The organism is Rhizobium sp. ERR 942 (assembly GCF_007828395.1).
Taxonomy (GTDB): domain Bacteria; phylum Pseudomonadota; class Alphaproteobacteria; order Rhizobiales; family Rhizobiaceae; genus Rhizobium; species Rhizobium dioscoreae.
Genome location: NZ_VIUA01000001.1, coordinates 180,537 through 198,534, shown reverse-complemented (window position 1 = coordinate 198,534; position 17,998 = coordinate 180,537). Strand labels below are relative to the sequence as shown.

General features: G+C 60.2%; 10 protein-coding genes. 9 read left to right on the top strand and 1 reads right to left on the bottom strand.

Annotation, left to right across the window (positions count from 1 at the left end):
• Positions 1 to 32: 32 nt before the first annotated feature.
• Positions 33 to 284, bottom strand: a complete 252-nt coding sequence (locus FBZ97_RS00915; protein WP_113330506.1) for a hypothetical protein — start codon at positions 282 to 284, stop codon at positions 33 to 35.
• Positions 285 to 705: 421 nt separating this feature from the next.
• Between FBZ97_RS00915 and FBZ97_RS00910 the strand changes: the two genes are divergently transcribed.
• The 9 genes from FBZ97_RS00910 to glgC all read left to right on the top strand — a co-directional run bounded on the left by FBZ97_RS00910 (position 706) and on the right by glgC (position 17,998).
• Entirely contained in the window at positions 706 to 1,806 is a 1,101-nt protein-coding gene (locus tag FBZ97_RS00910) for a DUF475 domain-containing protein (RefSeq protein WP_145316038.1), read from the top strand.
• Between the two features lie 298 nt (positions 1,807 to 2,104).
• On the top strand, positions 2,105 to 3,532 hold the full coding sequence (locus FBZ97_RS00905; RefSeq protein WP_145316037.1) for a mannose-1-phosphate guanylyltransferase/mannose-6-phosphate isomerase: 1,428 nt from the start codon (positions 2,105 to 2,107) through the stop codon (positions 3,530 to 3,532).
• A gap of 183 nt (positions 3,533 to 3,715) precedes the next feature.
• Complete coding sequence (locus FBZ97_RS00900; RefSeq protein WP_145316035.1) at positions 3,716 to 7,036, top strand: transglutaminase family protein; 3,321 nt, start codon at positions 3,716 to 3,718, stop codon at positions 7,034 to 7,036.
• Positions 7,037 to 7,049: 13 nt separating this feature from the next.
• A complete protein-coding gene (locus FBZ97_RS00895) occupies positions 7,050 to 9,467 on the top strand; it encodes a circularly permuted type 2 ATP-grasp protein (RefSeq protein WP_145316033.1) in 2,418 nt (805 codons plus the stop codon).
• A 4-nt stretch (positions 9,468 to 9,471) separates the two neighbouring features.
• The gene (locus FBZ97_RS00890) at positions 9,472 to 10,350 is read left to right on the top strand and encodes a transglutaminase family protein (protein WP_113330511.1); all 879 of its coding nucleotides are present in this window, start codon (positions 9,472 to 9,474) and stop codon (positions 10,348 to 10,350) included.
• A 148-nt stretch (positions 10,351 to 10,498) separates the two neighbouring features.
• Positions 10,499 to 11,746, top strand: a complete 1,248-nt coding sequence (locus FBZ97_RS00885; RefSeq protein ID WP_246661677.1) for a pilus assembly protein — start codon at positions 10,499 to 10,501, stop codon at positions 11,744 to 11,746.
• A 296-nt stretch (positions 11,747 to 12,042) separates the two neighbouring features.
• A complete protein-coding gene (locus tag FBZ97_RS00880; protein ID WP_145316032.1) occupies positions 12,043 to 14,505 on the top strand; it encodes a glycogen/starch/alpha-glucan phosphorylase in 2,463 nt (820 codons plus the stop codon).
• On the top strand, positions 14,502 to 16,709 hold the full coding sequence (glgB, locus tag FBZ97_RS00875; protein WP_145316030.1) for a 1,4-alpha-glucan branching protein GlgB: 2,208 nt from the start codon (positions 14,502 to 14,504) through the stop codon (positions 16,707 to 16,709). The genes FBZ97_RS00880 and glgB overlap by 4 nt, the downstream gene beginning before the upstream one ends.
• A 26-nt stretch (positions 16,710 to 16,735) precedes the next feature.
• Positions 16,736 to 17,998: a glucose-1-phosphate adenylyltransferase gene (glgC, locus tag FBZ97_RS00870; protein ID WP_113330514.1), complete on the top strand. Its 1,263-nt coding sequence runs from the start codon at positions 16,736 to 16,738 to the stop codon at positions 17,996 to 17,998.

Below are 17,998 nucleotides of genomic sequence, written 5' to 3'. Positions count from 1 at the left end.
GCGCTGCCACCGTCCGAGCTCCAACACTCGAATTAATGCCGCGGCGTGGTCTTTTGCTTCCGACCATGATTGGCATCCGCCGGCGCCTCGCGCGACAGGTCTGCGCCGTTGACGTGTGCAGGAACGTGCACATCCTCGTGGGTGACGGGATGCAGGGTAAGATCCACCTGATGCGGCGGCAGGACCTGAGCTTGGCGTAGCGTATTCGGCCGTGCCTTTTTCTGTCGTTCCGTCAGTTCCGGTTTTTGCGTTTGCGACTTGGGGTGGATGGGTGTCGGGCTCATCGGAGCTTCTCCTGTCTGTCGCTGTTATCGGGATAACGATCCGCCTGAGGTTTTGAAGCGGCGGGGCGGCACAAGGCCGCTTGAAGGGCAAACGCGGCCCTCCCTGTTTGGTTCCTCGAATTCGCAATTATCAAGGGCAGTTGCTGTCGCCACGATTTCAACTCTTGACCTGCATCGCAACTTCACTAACTATGAAGCATCTCCGCGCCTCCCTGACATCGGCGACGGATTGAACTTTGGTGCCGGGCCCCTCTGGCGAGAGTTTTCACGGCGCTCTCGCGATGTCGGTACCGCCTGCAGATGAGCCGGCGGACTTCGTTTCCATGATCAGCTTGACCATGCCTCACCCGCATGCCGTCTTCGGTATGCGGCTATGCGCGCAATCCGGACAGATTCACTCCCTTTGCGGCGAGGCGCGCACATGAACTCGCGCACCGCTTCAAAATCCGTACTCGGCTATTTCGGCTGGGCTTTTGCCGCTACAGTCGGCGGCCTTGCCCTCGGTGCCCTGCTGGGCTGGAACACCACCGGCACTTTCAGCGGTCTTGCCACGGCCTTCTTCATCTGTGCCGTCCTCGCCGTGCTCGAAATCTCGCTTTCCTTTGACAATGCCATCGTCAACGCCAACAAGCTGAAGGAGATGACGCCGGTCTGGCAGCATCGCTTCCTGACCTGGGGCATCATCATCGCCGTCTTCGGCATGCGGATCATCTTTCCGCTGGCGATCGTCGCCATCGCCGCCTGGATCAATCCATGGGAAGCGTTGCAACTCGCCGCCACCAGGCCTGAGCAATATGCAGAGATCATGCAGGCGGCACATCTGCCGATCGCCGCCTTCGGCGGCACCTTCCTGATGATGGTGGGCCTGACCTATTTCTTCAATCACGAAAAGGACGTGCACTGGATCAGCTTCATCGAGAAGCGGATGGCGCATTTCGCCACCGTCAAGGGCGTGGAGATCGCCTTCGTGCTGATCATGGTCCTCATCTTCACCTCCGTGCTTGACGGTGACGACGCCACGACCTTCCTGCACGCCTCGATCTACGGCCTCCTCACCTTCCTGCTCGTGGAGGTTCTGGCCGGCTTTCTGGATGCCTCGCAAAGAACGATGAGCGCGGCGGCAAAGGGTGGATTCGGCGCTTTCCTCTATCTCGAAATCCTCGACGCCAGCTTCTCCTTCGACGGCGTCATCGGCGCCTTCGCTCTTACCCAGAACCTCTTCATCATCGCGATCGGCCTCGGCATCGGCGCCATGTACGTCCGCTCCATGACGATCATGCTGGTGGAAAAAGGCACGCTCGCCCACTATCGCTACCTCGAACATGGCGCCTTCTACGCCATACTGATCCTTTCGGTGATCATGTACGTGCAGACGCTGACGCATATCCCGGAAGTCATCACCGGCCTTGGCGGCGCGGCCCTGATCGGCATCTCGCTCTGGTCCTCGATCCGGTACAACAGGCGCAATGGTCTCGACCATGCGCCAGCGCACGATGAAGAGCACGACAGGGCGGAAGCTTGATCTCCGACATAATGACGATCATCGCCATAGCCTCGCTGGCCTATGGCGGATCCTGAGGGCAGGATCGTACTTATCGATTCTGCCTCGCTCCCCCTTTCGGAAAGGCGCGTGCAGCGGACTTTCATCGGGATTTCCGCGCTAAGATCGCCGAATGTTTACGCTACTGGCATATTAGCGCTAGCGTTTTGCCAAAAAATATCGCAATGGCGATTGACGTTGTCGAAGGAGCACGGCGGAAAGCGCAACGATTGCGCTCTCGATGCCGGCTCTCGCTTGAAGTGTCCAGGAGAGGCAGAGTATGGCAGCAAAGATCGTTCCGGTGATCATGGCAGGTGGCAAGGGTACGCGGCTGTGGCCGCTGTCGCGCGCTTCCGCCCCGAAGCAATTCATTCAATTCATCGGCGACAAGACGCTGTTCCAGAACACTTTGGAGCGGGTGGCGGATCCCGAGCTCTACGAAGCGCCGATCGTCCTGACCAATGAGGAATTCCGTTTCCTCGTCGCAGAGCAGGCCCGCGAACTCGACCTGAAACTGGCCGCCGTGCTGCTGGAGCCCATCGCCCGCAATACTGCCGCTGCCGTTGCCGCCGCCGCTGCGCTCGTCACCGAGCTCTTCGGCAAGGACGCGATCATGCATGTCCTCGGCTCCGACTATGAGATCGATGCCAACACCACCTATTATGATTGCGTGCGCCTGGCCCGCGACACGGCACTGCAGGGCAAGCTCGTCACCTTCGGCATCAAGCCGACGGAACCGGCCACCGGCTATGGCTATATCGAAACCGGCAAGGCGCTCTCGACCGGCGCCCATGCCGTCAAGCGTTTTGTCGAGAAGCCTGCCTTGGACAAGGCTCAGGAGATGGTTGCCAGTGGCCAATTCTACTGGAACTCCGGCATGTTCATGTTCTCGGCCTCCCAGCTTCTCGCCGAGATCAAGGAATTTGCGCCCGACGTCGAAAAGGCTGCCAGCAAGGCCGTCTCGAAATCGACGCGCGATCTCGATTTTACCCGCCTCGACGCCGACAATTTCTCCAAGAGCCCGGACATCTCCATCGACTACGCGCTGATGGAAAAGACGGCTAACGCCGCCGTCGTTCCCTCGCCCTTCACTTGGTCCGATCTCGGCAGCTGGGATGCGGTGTGGAAAGTCGGCAGCCGCGACGAAAGCGGCAACGTGTCGGCGGGCGCCACGACGCTGGTCAACACCAAGAATTCGCTCGTCATGTCGCACAGCCTGCACGTTGCCGTGCAGGGCCTTGAGGACGTCGCCGTCATCGCCAGTGAAGACGCCGTCTATGTCGGCCACCTCAAGGACAGCCAGGAAGTCGGCAAGCTCGTCAAGCTGCTGGCGAGCGAGAAGAAGACCGCGAAGCTCACCGAAACGCACCCCACCTCTTACCGCCCGTGGGGCGGCTATACCTCCGTGCTGAACGGTGAGCGCTTCCAGGTGAAGCGCATCTTCGTGCTGCCGGGCAAGAAGCTGTCGCTGCAGAAGCATCACCATCGCTCCGAGCATTGGATCGTCGTCAAGGGCACGGCCGAAGTGACGGTCGGCGAGAATGTGCAGATGCTGCGCGAAAACGAATCGATCTATATCCCGCTCGGCGAAGTGCATCGCCTGGCCAACCCGGGCAAAATCCTGCTGGAGCTCATCGAAGTGCAGACCGGATCCTATCTCGGCGAAGACGACATCATCCGCCTTGTCGACGAGTTCGGCAGAAGCTGAGCGCAGGCAAACAGATCAAGATTTCAGAACGGCGGGCAAAAGCTCGCCGTTTTTGTTTTGGGGTTACATGGCAGGACTTTCCGAAGCGCCGGGAGACACCTTGCTTTCTTTCGCTGCATTGCACACACTGCTCCAAGGGAACAGCAATCACCGCACAACGATGCGGGCTAGGCGAAGAGACATATGGCGATCAAGGCGAGCATCTATCATCTCACCCATTACAAATACGACAACCCGGTCCGCCTCGGCCCCCAGATCATCCGCCTGAAACCCGCCTCGCATTCCAAGACGCGCGTACTCAGCCATTCGCTGAAGGTCACGCCGTCAAACCATTTCGTCAATCTGCAGCAAGACCCCTACGGCAACTATCTCGCCCGCTTCGTCTTTCCCGATCCGGTCACCGAGCTGAAGATCGAGGTCGATCTCATTGCTGACATGACAGTCTACAATCCCTTCGACTTCTTCGTCGAAGAGGAAGCCACCAAATGGCCCTTCGACTATCCCGAGACCATCCGCGAGGATCTGTCGATCTACATGAAGCCGGAAGAACCCGGTCCCCGGCTGAAAGCCTTCCTCGCCACGCTCGACCGCTCAGAGCAAAAGACCGTCGACATGGTCGTCGGCCTTAATACGCGCCTGCAGCAGGAAATCGGCTATGTCATCCGCATGGAAGCTGGCGTCCAGACGCCTGAGGAGACATTGGAAAAGGCGAAAGGCTCCTGCCGCGACACGAGCTGGCTACTGGTGCAGGTGCTGCGCCACCTCGGCCTCGCCGCCCGCTTCGTCTCTGGCTACCTCATCCAGCTCACGCCGGACCTGAAGGCGCTCGACGGCCCCTCCGGCACAGAGGTCGACTTCACCGACCTGCATGCCTGGGCGGAAGTCTATCTTCCCGGCGCCGGCTGGGTGGGCCTCGATCCGACCTCGGGCCTTCTGACGGGCGAGAGCCATATTCCGCTGGCCGCCACGCCGCATTACCGCAATGCCGCACCGATCTCGGGCGGCTATTTCGGCGAGGCCAAGACCGAATTCGACTTCGATATGAAGGTCGCCCGTGTCGCCGAGCATCCGCGCATCACCAAACCCTTCTCGGACGAAAGCTGGGACGCATTGAATGCGCTTGGCGAAAAGGTCGACGCGATCCTGAAGGAAGACGACGTACGCCTGACCATGGGCGGCGAGCCGACCTTCGTGTCGATCGACGATTTCCAGTCCGACGAATGGAACACGGCAGCTGTAGGACCGACCAAGCGTGAAAAAGCCGACACGCTGATCCGCCGCCTGCGGGAGCGCTTCGCACCGAACGGCTTCCTGCATTACGGCCAGGGCAAATGGTATCCCGGCGAAAGCCTGCCGCGCTGGACTTTCTCGCTCTACTGGCGACGCGACGGCCTGCCGATCTGGTCGAACCCGGATCTAATTGCCAATGAGGGCCGCAACTACAGCGTCACCGAAGACGATGCCGGCCGACTGCTGACGGCCATTGCCGGCGAACTCGATATCGAACCGGACTATGTGGCGCCCGCCTTCGAGGACCCGGCCGAATGGCTGGTCAAGGAAGCGAACCTGCCCGAAAATGTCGATCCATCCAATTCGAAGCTGAAGGATCCGGAAGAGCGTTCACGCATGGCCCGCGTCTTCGAACGTGGACTGACGCGGCCCACGGGCTATGTCCTTCCCATACAGGCATGGAATGCGCGCGCCAGCGGCCGCCGCTGGACGAGCGAGAAATGGCGTACGCGCCGCGGCCGCATCTTCCTGACGCCGGGCGACAGCCCGGTCGGCTATCGCCTGCCGCTGAACTCGCTTGGCTGGATACCGGCATCGCAATATCCCTACATCAACCCGATGGACCCGACGATCCCGCGTGAAGCGCTGCCGGATTACAATGAAGACAAGGGCCGACCGCTGCAGGCTGCCCATTTCCAGCCCTTCACCGGCCAGCAGCCGATCATGCCGCAATCCCTGGATGAGATCGGCGGCTATGTGCGCACGGCCATCAGCGTCGAGCCTCGCGACGGGCGCCTCTGCATCTTCATGCCGCCGACGGTCAGCGTCGAGGATTACCTCGATCTCGTTGCCTCAGCGGAACGTGCGGCCGCAGCCCTCAACCTGCCAGTCCACATCGAAGGCTATCCGCCGCCGCAGGATGAGCGCATCAACGTCATCCGCGTCGCCCCCGATCCCGGCGTGATCGAAGTCAATATCCATCCGGCATCGAGCTGGAAGGAAGCCGTCGATATCACTACGGCGGTTTACGAGGAGGCACGCGCCAGCCGGCTCGGCACCGACAAGTTCATGATCGACGGCCGCCACACCGGCACCGGCGGCGGCAACCATGTCGTTGTGGGCGGCCGCAATACCATGGATAGCCCCTTCCTGCGCCGTCCCGACCTGTTGAAGAGCCTGGTGCTGCACTGGCAGCGCCATCCCTCGCTCTCCTATCTCTTTTCCGGCATGTTCATCGGCCCGACCAGCCAAGCCCCGCGCATCGACGAGGCCCGTCACGACAGTCTCTACGAATTGGAAATCGCGCTGGCGCAGGTGCCGGCGCCCGGTCGCGGCATCCAGCCGCTTCCCTGGCTGGTCGATCGCCTTTTCCGCAATCTTCTCACCGACGTCACCGGCAACACGCACCGCTCGGAAATCTGCATCGACAAACTGTTTTCGCCTGATGGACCGACGGGACGCCTCGGCCTCGTCGAATTCCGCGGCTTCGAGATGCCGCCGAATGCGCGCATGAGCCTTGCCCAGCAATTGCTGGTGCGCGCGCTGATCGCCCGCTTCTGGCGCAATCCCATCGACGGAAGGTTCGTGCGCTGGGGCACGACGCTGCATGATCGCTTCATGCTGCCGCATTATATCTGGCAGGATTTCCTCGACGTCCTCGCCGACCTGCGTGAAAACGGTTTCGACCTCAGACCGGAATGGTTCCAGGCGCAGCTCGAATTCCGCTTCCCCTTCTGCGGCGAAGTCGAATACGAGGGCAGCAAGCTGGAACTGCGCCAGGCGCTGGAACCCTGGCATGTCATGGGCGAAGAAGGCGCGATCGGCGGCACCGTGCGCTATGTCGATTCATCGGTCGAACGTCTGCAGGTGCGGTTCGAAACCGCCAATCCCTCCCGCTATACGGTAACCTGCAATGGCCGTCCTGTACCGCTGGCGCCGACGGGAATGGCAGGCGTCTCGGTCGCCGGCGTGCGTTACAAGGCATGGCATCCAGCCTCAGGCTTGCACCCGGTTTTGCCCATCGATACGCCGCTGACCTTCGATATCTACGATACATGGTCGCGCCGCTCGATCGGCGGCTGCATCTACCATGTTGCCCATCCGGGCGGCCGCAACTACGACACCTTCCCCGTCAATGGCAATGAGGCGGAAGCGCGACGTCTTGCGCGTTTCGAGCCTTGGGGGCATACAGCAGGTGGCTATGCCGTAAGACCGGAGACTGCATCGGTGGAATTCCCGCTGACGCTCGACCTCAGGCGTCCGGCAGGAATTTGAGACGGAACTGAGCATGGGTAGAAAACCGGCGACAGAACGGCGGGATGAGGCAAAGACCGGCACTGCCAAGGCGCCGGCCTTTGCCTATCGTCCCCTGCCCGGTGTGGCCGACGAAATGGTCGACAATACCGGCGCGGTCCGCCCAGTCTGGCAAAACTTCCTCTCGGCGCTGACGCGTATGACGGAAGAGGGATTGACCGAGCGCTTCGCCCGCGCCGACCGCTATTTGCGCGACGCCGGCGTCTTCTATCGCGCCTACGGAACGGCGGGCGTCAGCGAACGCAACTGGCCGATCTCCCATATCCCAGTGCTCATCGACGAGCGCGAATGGCAGGCGCTCTCCGAAGGCTTGCAACAGCGCGCCGATCTCTTGGAATCGATCATCGCCGATATCTATGGTGACAGCCGGCTGGTGAGCGAAGGACTGCTGCCGCCAGCCTTGATTGCCGCCAATCCGGAATTCCTGCGTCCGCTTGTCGGCGTGAAGCCCGCAAGCGGTCATTATCTGCATTTCCTGGCTTTCGAGGTCGGCCGCGGTCCTGATGGCAACTGGTGGGTACTGGCCGACCGCGCACAGGCGCCATCCGGCGCCGGCTTCGCTCTCGAAACTCGTGTCGCTACCACCCGTGCCTTTTCCGATATCTATGCCGAAACCAAGGTCCATCGTCTTGCCTCCTTCTTCGGTGCCTTTCGCGATGCGCTTCTTGGCGGCAAGCGCGGAGCCGAAGGACGTGTCGCCGTCCTGACGCCGGGGCCCGCCAACGAGACCTATTACGAGCACGCCTATATCGCCCGCTATCTCGGCTTCATGCTGCTGGAGGGCGAGGATATCACGGTCGTCAACGATCAGCTGATGGTGCGCACCGTCGCGGGGCTGCGACCGATCAGTGTCCTCTGGCGCCGCCTCGATGCCTCCTATGCCGATCCATTGGAACTCAACCAGCATTCCCATATCGGCACGCCGGGCATGGTCGAGGCTCTGCGGGCGCAGACGGTGACCATCGTCAATGCGCTCGGCTCCGGCATTCTCGAGACGCGCGCCCTTCTCGCCTTCATGCCGACCATCTGTCGGCATCTGCGTGGTGAGGAATTGAAGCTGCCGTCGATCGCCACTTGGTGGTGCGGCCAAAAGGCCGAGCGCGAGCATGTCGCCGCCAACATCGAGAAGATGGTCATCGGCCCCGCCTATTCCTGCATGCCCTTCTTCGATGACAACGGCCAGTCGGTGCTGGGCTCGACCCTGCGCAGCACTGCCCGCGATTCGATTGCGGATTGGCTGGCAACCGAAGGTCAAAAATTGGTTGGCCAGGAGGTCGTGACACTTTCGACGACGCCGGCCTGGGTCAATGGCAAGCTCACGCCGCGGCCGATGAGCCTGCGTGTCTTCGCCGCCCGCACGGAAAACGGCTGGCAGATCATGCCGGGCGGCTTTGCCCGCATCGGCAGCGGCGACGATGTCGCGGCGATCGCCATGCAGGCGGGCGGTTCGGCCGCCGATGTCTGGATCGTCTCCGACAAGCCCGTCGAGGCGCACACGCTTCTGCCGGCCGAAGAAACTTTCACCCGCAACATGCCGGGCAGCCTGCCGAGCCGGGCGGCCGACAACCTTTTCTGGCTCGGCCGCTATATCGAGCGCGCTGAAGGGGCGTTGCGCATCCTGCGCGCCTGGCATGGCCGTTTTGCCGAGGCGGCCGATCCCAACCAACCGCTGCTTGCCGATGTCAGCGCCTATCTTGCCGCCATCGACATCGATACTAAGCAGGCGGTGCCGGAAACCCTGCTGCGCAACATCGATAGCGCCGTCTATTCGGCAAGCAATATTCGCGACCGCTTCTCTCCCGACGGCTGGCTGGCGCTGAACGATCTCGCCAAGACGGCACGCCGCTTCAAGGAAGGGGTGAAACCTGGCGACGATGCCAGCCATGCCATGACGATCCTGCTGCGCAAGCTCGCGGGCTTTGCCGGTCTCGTGCATGAAAACATGTATCGCTTCACCGGCTGGCGCTTCCTGTCGCTCGGCCGCTATATCGAGCGCGGCCTGCACATGACACGGCTGCTCGGCCATATGTCCGGCCCCGATGCGCCCGACGGCGCGCTCGACATGCTGCTTGAAATCGGCGACAGCGTCATGACTCATCGTCGCCGCTACAACGTCAATACCGCTCGGCTGACAGTGACGGACCTGCTCGCACTCGATCCGCTCAACCCGCGCTCGATTCTCTTCCAGATGAACGAGATCCACCGCGAGGTCGAACAGCTCCCGAACGCTTACGTCAACGGCCAGATGTCGCCTTTTTTCCGCGAGGCCATGCGCCTGCATTCAGGGTTGGCTGTCATGACGCCCGAAGCGATGACGGTCGAAGTCTACCAGCAGCTGGCGCGCGAACTGGAGCGGCTGTCCGACCTGCTGGCACGCACCTATCTCGGATGACGTAATGCTCTACGATCTCTCGCTTCACATGGGCTACATCTACGACGTGCCGGCAAGCGGCGCGCGGCATATCCTGCGCGTCATGCCGCTCTCACTGCCCAATCGGCAGAGGCTGATCGCCGGCTCGGTAAAGATAACCCCGGGTCCGGACGAGCAATCCAACTTCACGGATTTCTTCCAGCATCCGGCGACCTCGATCCTGGTTCGCGATCCGCATGAAAGGCTCGACATCCGCATGCAGGCGCGCGTTCAGGTGGAAAGCCAGCCCGTCGGGGCCGACTTCTCGCCGCTGCTGGCCAAGTTGCCGGAAGAGATCGAAGACTGCTGGTCGATCGACCCGTCTTCACCCCACCATTTCCTGGGCAGCAGCCCGCGTCTGCCGGAGACGGGCGAAATCACCGATTACGCCAGGCAATGGAAATCGACCAAACTGACGACCCTGCAGATTGCGCATGCGGTCTGCGCGCAGATCCACAAGGACTTCACCTACGATCCCAAGGCGACGACGGTCGATACCACCCCCAAGGAGGCATTTCGCCTCAAGCGCGGGGTCTGCCAGGATTTTTCGCATGTGATGATCATCGCGCTCCGCAGCCTCGGTATCCCTGCCGGCTATGTCAGCGGCTTCTTGCGCACCATTCCGCCGCCCGGCAAGGAAAGACTGGAAGGCGCCGACGCCATGCACGCCTGGGTGCGCGTCTGGTGCGGTGAGACGGCAGGCTGGATCGAGCTCGATCCGACCAACAATATTCCTGCCGGCACGGATCACATCGTCGTCGCCTATGGTCGCGATTATTCGGACGTTGCCCCCGTTATCGGCGTACTGAAGAGCTACGGCAATCAGAAAGCCGTTCAGGCAGTAGATGTCGTTCCACTAAAATAGAATATACTTAAAGTAGTAAAAATCTGAAGCAAATCGCGCCAGATTATGTAGTTTGTTAAAAATCAACTGACCGCTTAAACCTTCAACTCATATTTGTAATTGATAGTCCCGCCGTTCTTGAGAATCTAACTCTTTCCAATAGGCGGACATGATGATTGCCGGCTCCGATATACTTTGGGCATTTAAACAACTTCTACTTGATCGAGCCGGAAATTTTGGCATCCTGACGGCGATTGCCGTGCCCGTGCTGGCTGTGGCGGGAGGTGTAGCGGTCGATGTCACGAACATGTCGCTGACACGCAGCCAGCTTCAGGAATCAACGGACGCCGCCGCACTCGCTACGGCAACCGCGCTTGCAAACGGTAGCGCGACCACCACGACCGCCAAGGATCTCGCCAACAATTTTGTCCTCGGCCAAATGTCGAACTATCTCGCCGGTGATACGGATGCTACGAATTCACTGAAAGCGGGCACCAGCACGACGGTAACAAAAACGACCGATTCCTCCGGGAATTCGGGTTACACGGTCGTTGTAAATGCATCCTATTCGATGTCCGTGAACAGCATGACCCGCCTGACGGGGCAGAGTTCCCTGAACATTTCTGCGTCCAGCACGTCAACCAGCGGAAAGACTACCGAAACCCAGCAGAATGCGCTGTCGATGTATTTTGTTCTGGACCGCTCCGGATCCATGGATGAAGCCACGGACACGGTCAATACCCAGCAGCCGACCACGACATATACCTATAGCTGCTTGAAGACGAATGCGAACGGCCGACAGGTGTGGAGTACGTGCACCGGCACCAAGACGAATTACTACACCAAAATGGAATCGCTGAAGATTGCCACGTCCAATCTGGCTGCACAGCTAAACAGTGCCGACCCGAACATGATGTACGTTCGAACAGGCGCGGACTCCTATAACAATGTCGCTCAGACACCTACGGCCCTGGCTTGGGGTACGAGCGGCATCACGACGTATGTCAACAATCTGACTTCGAGCGGCTCCACGAATTCGGCCCCCGCGTTTACGGCCGCTGTCGACGCATTGACGAAATCGTCCCCGACGTCAGGACTGACATATGAGCAGCTCCAACATAAGGACAAGAGCGGCGTCCTGAACCCGACCATGTACATCGTATTCATGACCGACGGAGAAAACAACGTGACAAATGCGGACACGGATACCAAAGCACAATGCGACAAGGCGCGCAGCAACGGCATCCACGTGTACACGATTGCCTTCATGGCACCGGATAATGGCCAGGCCTTGCTGAAGTATTGCGCTACTTCAGCCTCCGACTACTTTACGCCCCAAAGCGCTGCGGATCTCTTCAAGGCATTTACGACAATCGCCACGGAAACATCGAAGCAGATGACGCTGCTGACGAAGTGATCTCGCTGGCAATAGCGCCAAGCAACCATAGATAGACAGCAAAGAAAAAGCCGCGCGATGCGAGTATCGCGCGGCTTTTCGTTTGATCGATGCGCGAATAAAAGCCCGAAACATCATCGGAATCAAGTCTTTTCCGACTCACGACAAACCTTTGGCGGCATTTTTCGCATCCGCCCAACTCGCTTGTTGCAACTGCTTTACATCGGTGCGTAAACTGATAGTGACACGGAAAGGCAAATCGATTTAATTGAGCGTAACACGCTGAATATAAATCATAAATGGCGAGAGTTGATAGTATGAATAACTTGACGAAGGCCGATCTCCCCGTTCCAGCCCCGCGCAGTTCCCGCCCCGAAATCCTTGCCGAAGAAATCATCGAGCGCTTGACGTACCGCATCGGCAAGGATGCGAAGGTCGCCAAGCCGCACGACTGGCTGACGGCAACGATCCTTGTCATCCGCGACCGCGTCATCGACAAATGGATCGAATCCACCCGAAAAGCCTATCAGACGGGTGCCAAGCGCGTTTACTACCTGTCTCTCGAATTCCTCATCGGCCGCCTGATGCGGGACGCCATCTCCAATCTGGGCCTGATGGAGGAGATAACCAACGCTCTCGCTTCGCTGGGCGTCGATATTCGTGTCATCGCCGGCCTTGAGCCCGACGCAGCGCTCGGCAATGGCGGTCTTGGCCGCCTTGCCGCTTGCTTCATGGAATCCATGGCAACCGTCGATGTGCCGGCCTATGGCTATGGCATTCGTTACGTGCATGGTCTCTTCCGTCAGCAGATGGCCGATGGCTGGCAAGTGGAATTGCCCGAAACCTGGCTGGCGCACGGCAACCCATGGGAATTCGAACGCCAGGAAAGCTCCTATGAAATCGGCTTCGGCGGTGCTGTCGAGACCATCAGCGGTCACGACGATCAGCCGCGTTACGTCTGGAAGCCGGCCGAGCGCGTCATCGCCACGGCATTCGACACGCCCGTCGTCGGCTGGCGCGGCAAGCGCGTCAACACGCTGCGCCTCTGGTCGGCGCAGCCGATCGACCCTATCCTGCTCGATGCCTTCAATGCCGGCGACCATATCGGCGCGCTGCGCGAAAGCAACAAGGCCGAAAGCCTGACTCGCGTTCTCTATCCGGCCGATGCGACGCCCGCCGGTCAGGAGCTGCGCCTGCGCCAGGAATTCTTCTTCTCGTCGGCCTCGCTGCAGGACATCCTGCGCCGCCACCTGCAGCAATATGACGACCTGACCAATCTCGCCGACAAGGTTGCGATCCAGCTGAACGACACGCATCCGGCCGTCTCCGTCACGGAAATGATGCGCCTGCTGATCGATGTCCACGGCCTCGATTTCGACAAGGCCTGGGATATCACCAGAAATACCTTCGGCTACACCAACCACACCCTGCTGCCGGAAGCGCTCGAAAGCTGGCCCGTACCGCTGTTCGAGCGGCTTTTGCCGCGGCACATGCAGATCGTCTACGCCATCAACGCCAAGGTTCTGGTGGAGGCGCGCAAGCTGCGCAATTTCAGCGACACCGAAATCCGCTCGATCTCGCTGATCGACGAGAATGGTGATCGCCGCGTGCGCATGGGTAATCTCGCCTTCGTCGGCTCGCATTCGATCAACGGCGTTTCCGCGCTTCATACCGACTTGATGAAGGTCACGGTCTTCGCCGACCTGCACAAGCTCTATCCCGATCGCATCAACAACAAGACGAACGGCATCACACCGCGGCGCTGGCTGATGCAATGCAATCCCGGGCTGACCAATCTCGTACGCGAAACTATCGGCGACGCCTTCCTCGACGATGCCGAGCAGCTGAAGCCGCTGGATCAGTTCGCCCACGACAGCGCCTTCCAGGAGAAGTTCGCCGCCGTCAAGCGTGCCAACAAGGTGCAGCTCTCCAACCTCGTCGCCAGCCGCATGGGCATCAAGCTCGATCCGAACGCGATGTTCGATATCCAGATCAAGCGCATCCATGAATACAAGCGCCAGCTTCTGAACGTCATTGAGGCAGTGGCACTTTACGACCAGATCCGCTCGCATCCGGAACTCGATTGGCAGCCGCGCGTCAAGCTCTTTGCCGGCAAGGCGGCGCCGAGCTATCACAACGCGAAGCTCATCATCAAACTGATCAACGACGTCGCCCGCGTCATCAACAACGATCCGTCCGTACGCGGCCTCTTGAAGGTCGTCTTCGTGCCGAACTACAACGTGTCGCTGGCAGAAGTCATGGTTCCGGCCGCCGACCTTTCAGAGCAGATTTCGACCGCCGGCATGGAAGCCTCCGGCACCGGCAACATGAAATTCGCTCTCAACGGCGCGTTGACCATCGGCACGCTGGATGGCGCCAATGTCGAAATGCGCGACAATGTCGGCGAGGACAATATCGTCATCTTCGGACTGCGGGCCGACGAGGTCGCGAACCTGCGCAGCGACGGTCATAACCCTCGCGCCATCATCGAGCGTTCGCGCGAATTGGCTCAAGCCCTTTCGGCCATCGCCTCCGGCGTCTTCTCCCCCGACGATCGCAACCGCTACGCCAGCCTGATCGACGGCATCTATAGCCACGACTGGTTCATGGTCGCTGCCGATTTCGACGCCTATGCCTCGGCACAGCGCGAAGTCGATATTCTCTGGGCCAACCCGTCGGAGTGGTACGCAAAGACAATCAACAATACTGCTCGCATGGGCTGGTTCTCCTCCGACCGAACGATCCGTCAATACGCCAAGGAAATCTGGAGAGCCGGATGAAAAAGCCGAAAAAAACCGCTGACGCCACGAGCTCGAGCGATATTTCGGCAGAGGATATTGCTGCAATTCTCGCAGGCACCCATTCCGATCCGTTCGCCGTTCTCGGCGTTCACAAGACGGACGACGGCTATGTGGCCCGCTGTTTCATCCTTGGCGCGGAAGCCGTCACCGCCACGGCACTCGACGGTTCCGTCATCGGCGAGCTCGCATGCCTCGATCCGGCAGGCTTCTTTTCCGGCGACGTCAAGCTCGCCAAGCAGCAGCCGGTCCGCTATCGCGCACGGCGCGGCGATGCAGAATGGGCGGTAACCGATCCCTATAGCTTCGGTCCGGTTCTCGGGCCGATGGACGATTATTTTGCCCGCCAGGGCACGCATCTGCGCCTGTTCGACAAGATGGGCGCCCATCCCCTGAAGCACGAGGGCGTGCAGGGCTTTCATTTCGCCGTGTGGGCGCCAAATGCGCAGCGCGTTTCCGTCGTCGGCGATTTCAACAATTGGGATGGCCGCCGGCATGTCATGCGTTTCCGTGCCGACAGCGGCATCTGGGAGATATTCGCCCCGGATGTGCCAGCCGGGGTCGCCTACAAGTTCGAGATCCGTGGCCATGATGGCGTCTTGCTGCCGCTGAAGGCCGATCCCTTTGCCCGACGCAGCGAGCTGCGCCCGAAGACGGCTTCGGTCACCGCCAGCGAACTGCTTCAGGTCTGGGACGATTCGGCGCATCGCGAACATTGGGCAAGCGTCGACCAGCGCCGCCAGCCGATCTCCATCTACGAGGTACATGCCGGCTCCTGGCAGCGCCGCGACGACGGTTCGATGCTGTCGTGGGACGAGCTCGCCTCGCGCCTCATCCCCTATTGCGTCGACATGGGCTTCACCCATATCGAATTCCTGCCGATCACCGAACACCCCTACGATCCGTCCTGGGGTTATCAGACCACGGGTCTTTACGCCCCGACGGCCCGCTTCGGCGAACCGGAAGGCTTTGCCCGTTTCGTCAATGGCTGCCACAAGGTCGGCATCGGCGTTATTCTCGATTGGGTGCCGGCGCATTTTCCGACCGACGAGCATGGCCTGCGCTGGTTCGATGGAACCGCCCTCTACGAGCACGAGGACCCGCGCAAGGGTTTTCACCCCGACTGGAACACGGCGATCTACAATTTCGGCCGCACCGAGGTTCTCGCCTATCTGCTGAACAACGCGCTCTACTGGGCGGAAAAATACCACCTGGACGGTTTGCGCGTGGATGCCGTCGCCTCCATGCTCTACCTCGACTATTCCCGCAAGCACGGCGAATGGATCCCGAACGAATATGGCGGTAACGAAAATCTCGAAGCCGTCCGCTTCCTGCAGTCGGTGAATACCCGGATCTATGGTGCACATCCCGGCGTCATGACCATCGCGGAGGAATCGACCTCCTGGCCGAAAGTATCCCAGCCGGTTCATGAAGGCGGCCTCGGCTTCGGCTTCAAGTGGAACATGGGCTTCATGCACGACACGCTGAGCTATCTCGCCCGCGAGCCCGTGCACCGCAAATATCACCACAACGAGCTGACCTTCGGCCTGATCTACGCCTTCTCGGAAAACTTCGTCCTGCCGCTCTCGCATGATGAAGTCGTCCACGGCAAGGGATCACTGATCGCCAAGATGTCCGGCGACGACTGGCAGAAATTCGCCAATCTGCGTGCCTATTATGCCTTCATGTGGGGCTATCCCGGCAAGAAGCTGCTGTTCATGGGCCAGGAATTCGCACAATGGAGCGAATGGAGCGAGGAGCGTGCCCTGGACTGGAATCTGCTGCAGTACCGCATGCACGAAGGCATGCGCCGCCTCGTTCGCGACCTCAATTTCACCTATCGCAGCAAGCCGGCACTCCACGCCCGCGACTGCGAGGGCGAGGGTTTCGAATGGCTTGTCGTCGACGATTTCGAAAACTCGGTCTTTGCATGGCTCCGCAAGGCGCCGGGCGAAAAGCCGGTTGCCGTCATCACCAATTTCACGCCAGTCTATCGAGAGAATTACACTTTGCGTCTGCCAGCTGAGGGGCGGTGGCGCGAGATATTGAATACCGATGCCGACATCTACGGCGGCAGCGGCAAGGGGAATGGCGGGCGTGTCCAGGCCGTCAATGCAGGCGGAGGCGTACATGCGATCATAACGCTGCCTCCGCTGGCGACCATCATGCTCGAACCGGAATTCTGAGATCACTACGGACAGGGAGGAATAAAATGGTAGAAAAACGTTTCCAGCCGCTGGCGCGCGATGCCATGGCCTACGTTCTTGCCGGGGGCCGCGGCAGCCGCCTGAAAGAACTGACCGACCGCCGTGCCAAGCCAGCCGTCTATTTCGGCGGCAAGACCCGGATCATCGATTTCGCGCTGTCAAACGCGCTCAATTCCGGCATCCGCCGCATCGGCGTCGCGACGCAATACAAGGCCCATTCGCTGATCCGCCACATGCAGCGCGGCTGGAACTTCTTTCGTCCCGAACGAAACGAAAGCTTCGATATCCTGCCGGCCTCGCAGCGCGTTTCTGAAACGCAATGGTACGAGGGCACCGCGGACGCCGTCTATCAGAACATCGACATCATCGAGCCCTATGGTCCGGAATACATGGTCATCCTCGCCGGCGACCACATCTACAAGATGGACTATGAATGGATGCTGCAGCAACATGTCGATTCCGGCGCTGACGTCACCATCGGCTGCCTGGAAGTGCCGCGTATGGAAGCTGTCGGGTTCGGCGTCATGCATGTCGACGACAAGGATCAGATCATCGACTTCGTCGAGAAGCCGGCCGATCCGCCAGGTATCCCCGGCAATCCGGATTTCGCGCTCGCCTCGATGGGCATCTACGTCTTCCACACGAAATTCCTGATCGAATGCCTGAAGCGCGATGCGGCCGACCCGAATTCCAGCCGCGACTTCGGCAAGGACATCATTCCCCATATCGTCAAGAACGGCAAAGCCATCGCTCACCGCTTCACGCAATCCTGCGTTCGCTCCGATTTCGAGCGCGAGGCCTATTGGCGGGACGTCGGAACGGTGGACGCCTATTGGCAGGCCAATATCGACCTGACCGCCGTGGTGCCGGAGCTCGACATCTACGACAAATCTTGGCCGATCTGGACCTATGCCGAAATCACGCCGCCGGCCAAATTCGTTCATGACGACGAAGATCGCCGCGGCTCCGCCATCTCCTCGGTCATTGCCGGCGATTGCATCATTTCCGGCGCGAGCCTCTACAACAGCCTGCTCTTCACCGGTGTCCGCGCCAATTCCTACTCCAAGCTGGAAGGTGCCGTCGTGCTGCCGAGCGTCAAGATCGGCCGCCGCGCGCAGCTGAAGAATGTCGTCATCGACCATGGCGTCACCATTCCCGAAGGTCTGATAGTCGGTGAGGATCCGGAACTCGATGCCAAGCGTTTCCGCCGCACGGAAAGCGGCATCTGCCTCATCACCCAATCGATGATCGACAAGCTGGATTTGTAA